The sequence below is a fragment of the Lactobacillus sp. genome (assembly GCF_051873315.1).
GTDB lineage: Bacteria > Bacillota > Bacilli > Lactobacillales > Lactobacillaceae > Lactobacillus.
Map to the genome: position 1 here is coordinate 1 of NZ_JBJEES010000093.1, position 7,851 is coordinate 7,851.

Genomic DNA, 7,851 nt, shown 5'->3' on the forward strand with positions numbered 1-7,851 from the left:
TCCGAAAACACTAGAACCTAAATCTAGCGCGTCTGCCAATTCCGCCACACCCGCAGATCAGGGCCATGAGTCGTGAGGGACTTGAACCCTCGACCCTCTGATTAAAAGTCAGATGCTCTACCGACTGAGCTAACGACTCGATGGAGGATACAGGGCTCGAACCTGTGACCCTCTGCTTGTAAGGCAGATGCTCTCCCAGCTGAGCTAATCCTCCATATGACTTGTTTACGGCATAGGCCGTAAGCACAAATACTAGTATATCGTATTCAGCCAGGAATGCAAGTCTTTTTTCCTTTTTTTATTTTGAAAAAATAAGCCACAGCACAAAAAAACAGCGGAAAACCGCTGTTTTGGGAAAGATTTTAATTTCGATTACATAATGTCGATCGTCTTGTTGGCAATCAGAACAATGGACAGAACGCAGAGGATTGCAATAACGATAAAGGTGATCTTTTCGTTCTTGTTGAGCTTTCTGCCTTGTTCACGAACGCCTTGGTAGTAAACGATCAAGCCTGGGATGTAACTCAAGGAAACAACCAGGACGTATTGCCAGCCGGCCAAAATCATGCACATGAATTGGAAGAGGGCTGCCAGCAGACCGTAGGTCCATTGGCCCCATTCCTTGCGTTCACGGCTGAACTTCATTTGGTACAAGCCGACAAACAGGTATGAGAACAAGATGGCACTTGAAGCCAAAGTGTAACAGAATTCGTAAGCCTTGTCAGTGAAGAGCAAGGAGAAGAGGAAGATGGTCTGCAAGATAGCAGTAGTGAACAGGGCGTTAGTTGGCGCCTTCTTGCTGTTCAGCTTGCCCCAGAACTTAGGAGCAGCACCGTCTTCAGCGATCAAAAGCATGGTTTCTGCTGGCAGCATGGTCCATGACAGCCAAGAAACGATAGTGGAAATGATCAAGCCAATGTTGATGATCATAGCGCCCCAGTCGCCGACGATCATCTTCAAGTCGCTGCCCAAAGCTGGTTGTGCAGCACTGGCCAATTGAGCCCGGGTAAGTGAGCCGTATGGCAGGATTGAGATCAGCATGTAGAAGACCAAAAGCAGGACGAAACCAAGCATGGTTGCTTGTTGAGCTTCCTTCAGGCTCTTGGCACGTGAGCCCATGACTGAGGCCCCTTCAACACCGATAAATACCCAGATTAGGGTCATCAAAGTCCCCTTCATCTGTGGCCACAAACCACCAGTCGTCGTCCCCTTGGACAGGTTGTTGGCAACTCTGCCCCAGAAGTCAGCGGTAAACATCCCGCCCTTGAAGGAAACGATGCAGATGATAACAAACATGATCAATGGCACAACCTTGCAGAAAGTACCAATCGTGTTAACGAATGAGGCACTTTCAACACCGTTGTTAACCAAGAAGGTCAAGGCCCAGCAGAAGATGATGGCTACGATGATTGATGGCAGGTTTGAACCGCCCTTGAAGACCGGAATAAAGGTCCCGATCGCGCTCATCAGCATAGTAGCAAAGGCCAGGTTGCCCAGCCAGGCACTCAGCCAGTAGGCCCAGCCGGAAATGAATTCACCCAATGGGCCATAGCCGGCCCCGGCGTAAGCGAAGATACCACCCTTAAGGTCGGATCTCTTCTCAGTCAAATTGTTCAATGACAGAACAAGCATCAAGAAACCAAAGCCAACCAGCAGCCAGGACAAAATAGCGGGCCCTGGAGCGGCAGATGAAGCAATGGAACTGGTAATGCCGAAGATCCCAGTCCCAATAGAGGAACTGACGATCAAAGCGGTCAGGCCAACAAGGCCTATCCCGTTTTTGTTTACTTTCTCTTCCATGATTTTTACCTCCCAAATACTCTTTCCACCTAAAAAGGCGGAGATAGTCTAAGCCCTTGAGCGATAGACCAGCTCCGCGATTTTAGATTCAAAAACCAATTAGATGTCTTCACGGATAATTGGGCAAGACATGCAACGTGGGCCGCCACGACCTCTTGACAATTCGCTTGAGCGAACTTCGTGGACCAAAATCCCGTGTTCTCTCAGCAAAGCGTTGGAGACGTAGTTTCTGTTGTAAGTTACAACTTCACCTGGAGCGATTGCCAAAGTGTTTGAACCGTCGTTCCATTGTTCACGCGGAGCTACGATTGGGTCGCCATTGCCAGTTGGGATCAAGTCGATTTCTGACTTGCCCAAGGCCTTCTTCAGCACTTCCTTGATGTCAGTGTGGTGTTCGAAGGTAACTTCCCCGTCCTTGCCTGGGTGCAGTACCCAGTTGTCAACCTTGCCATCTTCAGTCAAGATGTCTGGGTGAACAGTGAATTGATCGTAGTTGATCATGGTGAACACCGTGTCAAGGTGCATCATTGCGTGGTTGTGCGGAATTGAGATGGCAATTACAGTGTCGTAGTCAGAGTTTGCGAACAAGCTCTTAGCGATGTCTTGAATTGCGTCGGCAGTAGTACGTTCTGAAATACCGATTGCTACTACGTGGTCGCTCAATACCAGTTCGTCACCACCTTCGATGTGACTTTCGTGGTTTCTGTCACGCCATACCTTAACCTTGCCAGCAAAGCGAGCGTTGTACTTCAAGATGTATTCAGTGATCATTGATTCACGCTGACGAGCTGGGAAAGTCATCTTGTTGACTGACATCCCTTCGCCGATTGAAGCTTGCGGGTCACGGGTGAAGTAGGCGTTTGGAAGTGGATCCATCAAGAATGGCCATTCAGTGTTTTCTGACACTGCAGCCAAGTCAAGAGTGGTAAGTTCCAGGTCATCTCTGCGGATACCTTCGTAGATTCTGGTTACCAGTTCAGTTGGAGTCAGAGCCTTAAGGTATTCAACCAGAGCGTCGTGAGTTACGCCGGCAACAAAGCCAGCTTCTGCTACTTGTCTTTCAATGAATTCGTTTCTGACAGCTTCGTCTGCCAAGGCTTCGGCAGCCAAGTCTTCGGTGTAGATAACTTCGGCACCGTTGTCGCGCAGAGTTTGTGCGAAGAAGTCGTGTTCTTCTTGCGCGATTGGCAGGTATGGAATGTCGTCAAACAAGAGACGTTCCATTGAATCCGGCGTGATGTTTTCGATTTCGCGCCCTGGCCTGTGCAACATAACTGTCTTCAACTTACCAATTTCTGAAGTTACATGAATAGGACTTGTCATGATCTTTACACTCCTATAATTGCTAATTTACCTAATATCCTAATGATTTGTGTGGTTATAAATCGTCAAGTCAACCTACTAACGACTTAACTAACTAGTTGTTCGTAATTTTTAAAGAGAGATTTTTACACTAAAATTTAAACCGGTCGATGAGCAAACGCGCTTATGCGTGGATAACAGTCCCCAACTGTCCAGCAAGAGCGGCATCTAAGCCTGACAGAGAAGTAATGATGGCTTCTCTTTCCGGGTGGCCTTCAACGAATGACATGCAGGCTTGAACCTTAGGAAGCATGCTGCCGGCAGCGAATTGACCTTCGTCAATGTACTTCTTAGCTTCTTCAACAGAGATGTTTTCCAAGTTCTTTTGGTCTGGCTTGTTGAAGTTGATTGCCACGTAGTCAACGGCGGTCAAGATGATCAGCTTGTCCGCGCCAACATTGTCTGCCAACAATGCGCTGGAGCGGTCCTTGTCGATGACGGCTGGCACGCCCTTGAGCCCTTCTTCGGTCTCAACTACAGGCACCCCGCCGCCACCGCCGGCGATAACGAGTTCATCTGCTTCAATCAAGGTCTTGATGCTGTTCAATTCAACGATTCTCTTTGGAGTCGGTGAAGGAACAACCTGCCGCCAGCCGCGGCCAGCGTCTTCCTTGAAGATGTAGCCCTTGTCTTCAGCGATTGAGTCGGCTTCTTCCTTAGTGTAGAAGGCCCCAATCGGCTTAGTTGGGTTTTGGAAGGCTGAGTCAGCCGGGTCAACAACGATCTGCGTTACGATAGTCGCTACGTCCTTGGTCATGCCGCGCTTGTGAAGTTCGTTTTGCAGACTTTGCTGCAGGTGGTAGCCAATGTAGCCCTGGCTCATTGCCCCGCATTCAGGGAATGGGAAGGCCGCGCTTTGGCCATGTTCAGCAGCGTAGCTCATGCCCAGGTTGATTTGGCCAACCTGCGGGCCGTTGCCGTGGCTGATAACTACTTCGTTGCCGGCGCTGATCAAACCGATCAGTGAGGAAGCTGTGTTCTTAACCAATTCCAATTGTTCGGCTGGTGACTTGCCGAGGGCGTTGCCGCCCAATGCTACAACAACTTTTGACATAAGAGCACCTCTTCTTGATTAGTCGCCCAAGGTAGCAACCATGACAGCCTTGATGGTGTGCATTCTGTTTTCAGCTTCACGGAAGACAACTGAGTGCTTGCTTTCGAAGACTTCGTCAGTTACTTCAAGTTCCTTCAAGCCAAACTTTTCGTAAACTTCGCGGCCAACTTCAGTTTCCAGGTTGTGGAAGGCTGGCAGGCAGTGTTCAAAGATAACGTTAGGGTTTTCAGTAGCCTTAAGAACGTCCATGGTGATTTGGTATGGTGAAAGCAATTCGATCCGCTTCTTCCACTTGTCGTCGGATTCACCCATTGATACCCAAACGTCGCCGTAGATTACGTCCATGCCCTTAACGCCTTCCTTGACGTCGTTTGAAACAACGATCTTGGCGCCAGTTTCCTTAGCGATCGCGTTAGCCTTTGCCAAAGTTTCTTCGCTTGGGTTCAGTTCTGGAGGAGTTACGACGTGGTATTCCATACCCATAACTGCGGCACCCAGCATCAAAGCGTTGGATACGTTGTCGTGGCCGTCACCAACAAAGGCAAACTTGATGTCCTTGTATTCCTTCTTCAAAACTTCCTTAGCAGTCAAGAAGTCGGCCAAAACTTGAGTTGGGTGGTCAGCGTCAGTCAAACCGTTCCAAACTGGGACACCGGAGTACTTAGCCAAAGTTTCAGCTGCTTCTTGTGAGAAGCCACGGAATTCGATACCGTCGAACATGCCGCCCAATACGCGAGCAGTGTCCTTAACTGATTCCTTGTGGCCGAAGTGTGAGCCGCTTGGCCCAAGGTAAGTTACGTGAGCGCCTTGGTCGTGAGCACCAACTTCGAATGAGCAGCGGGTTCTGGTTGAGTCCTTTTCGAAGATCAAAGCAATGTTCTTGCCCTTCAAACGAGGTTGTTCAACACCAGCGTACTTGTCCTTCTTCAGTTGTTCTGCCAGGTCAAGCAGGTATTCCATTTCACGAGTGTTGAAGTCTGCGAGAGTTAAGTAACTGCGGTTGCGTAAATTAAAAGCCATGATAGCTTCCTCCTGTTTTCTATTGTTTTGTGTTTTTCACTTGTTTACGATTATCATTATAGAAAGCGTTTTCAGACCACAACAGTAAAAAACAAAAAGATTTACCAAAAAAAAATAGAAATCAATTAATTAGTTTTTCTGAACTGTATAATCGAATTTTTTAAGTGAATAGAAGGCCGCTTATACGGCCCATTGGGTACTTTTACCATGTTTATACACTTTTTTATTTTAAGTCTCCTTTGTGCTACAATTGGATAGTTGACTCAGTAGACTTCAACTTGCTTCAAAAATGAGGAGAAAATGCAAAAATGCACTTTTATATCACAAACAAGAGCACCAGGAACTTACAACTAATTAGTGACGCCCTGGAGCGGAACTTCGAAAACATTGTCGTTGGCCGGTCAACCGATGCCCAAAGGACCTTTGACGACCTCCGCCAACTCAGAGTTGACGTATTGGTTGTCGACTATGATCTGGCACCCTTTGACGGCCTGGCCCTCTTAAGGCGGCTCAAGCAGGCCAACATCCTGCCCCGGGTGATTATGACGGCCAATACCCCGTCAGAATCCTTGATCACGGCTGCCTACCAAAACGGTTGCGACTTTTTCATCCACCACCAGCTCAATTCTGAGGAAATCGCCCATATTTCCAAAATTATCAGTACAACCTTGCAGCTCTTGAGCAACATGCGGGTGATCAGCGAACTTTCGGGCAGCTTGAACAATCCATCCGGCCGCCAGCAGACCACTCGCCGGCAGCAAATAGACCATGTGACTGACACCCTGCGCTTTTTGGGCATTGCATCTGAAAAAGGCTATGAAGACATCATGAAGATCATCCGCTTGATGGTCGACAAGGACATGAGCTTTGACCAGATCGACCTGGAAGAAAGTTTTGGCATCAGCGGCCGGGAGAAAAAGGTTATCTACCAGCGGATCCGCCGGACCCTGCACATCGGGATCGTCAATCTGGCCACCATGTGCATCGACTACCCGGACAATGAAATGCTGCTGGACTATGCCAACAACCTTTTTGAGTACCAGAACATCCACGTGGAAATGCAGCACCAAAACGGCAAGGAGCTGGAACGGGGGCAGATTTCCCTGCAGCACTTTTTTGACGGTCTGCTGCAAGAAAGCTACCGGGTCAAGCGAGGCAGCGACAATGAGCTCTGGTAAGGAGCTTTCTGCTTATAGTACAATTGGATAGTAAGGAAAAATCTTATCTCTTTTATATAGAAAGAAAGGTTCAACATGTTAGAAAAAGTTACCGTTGACCCAAGCTTTTGGGAGCTCTTCCCTGACGCGCAAGTAAACATCATGCTCGTCAGCGGCATCGACAACCACGACACTGACGACAATCTGGCCCGCCGGCGCAAGCTGCTCAGAGAAGGCAGCGACAAGGCGGAAGACTTCCTGGGTGCCGCAGCTTTTGCCAAGAACCCAGTTGTTGCTGAATGGCGGCAAGCCTACCAGCAATTCAAAAAGAAGAAAGGCGTCCGGGCTTCCATCGAAGCTCTTTTGAAGCGGATCGACAAGGGCGAAGATTTGCGGCCGATTTCACCATTGGTTGATGTCTACAACTCAGTTTCCCTGGCTCATGGGGTGCCAATCGGCATCGAAGACCAAGACAAGCTGGCCGGCACCATGCACCTGGGTCAAGTTCATGAAGGCCTGGCCTTCCAGCCAGTCGGCGCTGACAAGGACGAACCGACCCTTGAAGGCGAAGTTGCCTGGTACGACGACCAAGGTGCCGTCTGCCGCTGCCTCAACTGGCGGGATGCCCAAAGAACCATGCTGGATGAAGATTCAACTAAGGGCGTAATCGTAATTGAATCTGTCAACGCTGACCAGGCGCAGCGGGCTAACGAAGCCATGAGCGACTTGGAAAAGCTTTTGGAAGAATTCTTCGGCATCAAGCCGGACAAGTCTGTTGTCTTAACCAAGGACGCGCCAAGCGTAGACGTTGACTAAAAAATTATCAACAAGTTTTCCACAAACAAAAAGTCTTACCCGTCAAAGGTAAGACTTTTCTATTGCCTATGTTTCTTTAATTACATTAATTCTTTTCCTGACCCCAGACCTTTTCCCCGCCAATCCAGGTGGAAGCCGGCTTGACCTTGGCTAAGTCCTCCGCCTTCTGGCTGAAGATGTCTCTGTCCAAGATGACAAAGTCGGCGTCCTTGCCCAGCGTCAAGGTCCCGTTATTGACAAAGCCACCCATCTTAGCCGCGTCTCTGGTATAAGCCAGGATGGCCCGGGCAACGGAAATACCTTCATCTTCGTTGATGAAGCCGCCTGCTGCCGTGTGCCGGGTCACTGCCGCGTAGATTCCGTAAAATGGACTGTCCGGTTCTGCCCATGGGGTGCATGGAGCGTCTGAACTGAGGCTGAAGAGAATATTTTCTTGGTCTAAGCTCTTGATCCGGTAGGCCATCTTCAGCTGATCCGCTGACAAAAACTGCCGGTAGGAATCCTCTTCGGCGAAGAAGAAGATCGGCTGGGTAGAAACAGCCAGGCCAATTTTTGCCTCCTTCAGCTCCTTGAGCATGGAGTCAGACAAAAGTGAAGCATGCTCGATTCTGACTGACGGCTGACATTCAAGCCAAGGGTCCA

At 49.1% G+C, this 7,851-nt stretch carries 7 protein-coding genes and 2 tRNA genes; 2 read left to right on the forward strand and 7 right to left on the reverse strand.

Features of this window, described 5'->3' with window-relative positions; all coding sequences use genetic code 11:
- Nucleotides 1-66 precede the first annotated feature (66 nt).
- The 6 genes from ACI32D_RS05565 to argF all read right to left on the reverse strand — a co-directional run bounded on the left by ACI32D_RS05565 (nt 67) and on the right by argF (nt 5,236).
- Nucleotides 67-139 (reverse strand) — tRNA-Lys (locus ACI32D_RS05565).
- A 2-nt stretch (nt 140-141) separates the two neighbouring features.
- Nucleotides 142-214, reverse strand: a tRNA-Val gene (locus ACI32D_RS05570).
- A 158-nt stretch (nt 215-372) separates the two neighbouring features.
- Entirely contained in the window at nt 373-1,800 is a 1,428-nt protein-coding gene (locus ACI32D_RS05575) for a basic amino acid/polyamine antiporter (RefSeq protein WP_439775618.1), read from the reverse strand.
- Nucleotides 1,801-1,899: 99 nt separating this feature from the next.
- Nucleotides 1,900-3,123: an arginine deiminase gene (gene arcA, locus ACI32D_RS05580; RefSeq protein WP_439775619.1), complete on the reverse strand. Its 1,224-nt coding sequence runs from the start codon at nt 3,121-3,123 to the stop codon at nt 1,900-1,902.
- 163 nt (nt 3,124-3,286) lie between these two features.
- The gene (gene arcC / locus ACI32D_RS05585) at nt 3,287-4,216 is read right to left on the reverse strand and encodes a carbamate kinase (protein ID WP_439775620.1); all 930 of its coding nucleotides are present in this window, start codon (nt 4,214-4,216) and stop codon (nt 3,287-3,289) included.
- 18 nt (nt 4,217-4,234) lie between these two features.
- Nucleotides 4,235-5,236: an ornithine carbamoyltransferase gene (gene argF / locus ACI32D_RS05590; protein ID WP_072547691.1), complete on the reverse strand. Its 1,002-nt coding sequence runs from the start codon at nt 5,234-5,236 to the stop codon at nt 4,235-4,237.
- Nucleotides 5,237-5,544: 308 nt separating this feature from the next.
- Between argF and ACI32D_RS05595 the strand changes: the two genes are divergently transcribed.
- Together ACI32D_RS05595 and ACI32D_RS05600 are read left to right on the forward strand one after the other, a co-directional pair.
- The gene (locus ACI32D_RS05595) at nt 5,545-6,414 is read left to right on the forward strand and encodes a DNA-binding domain-containing protein (RefSeq protein ID WP_439775621.1); all 870 of its coding nucleotides are present in this window, start codon (nt 5,545-5,547) and stop codon (nt 6,412-6,414) included.
- A 75-nt stretch (nt 6,415-6,489) separates the two neighbouring features.
- Nucleotides 6,490-7,209 carry a B3/B4 domain-containing protein gene (locus ACI32D_RS05600; RefSeq protein WP_439775622.1) on the forward strand — a complete coding sequence of 240 codons (720 nt, stop codon included), beginning with the start codon at nt 6,490-6,492 and terminating at the stop codon, nt 7,207-7,209.
- A gap of 85 nt (nt 7,210-7,294) precedes the next feature.
- Here ACI32D_RS05600 and ACI32D_RS05605 read toward each other — a convergent pair.
- On the reverse strand, nt 7,295-7,851 hold a 557-nt coding region (locus ACI32D_RS05605; RefSeq protein WP_439775623.1), incomplete at its 5' end, for an amidohydrolase family protein.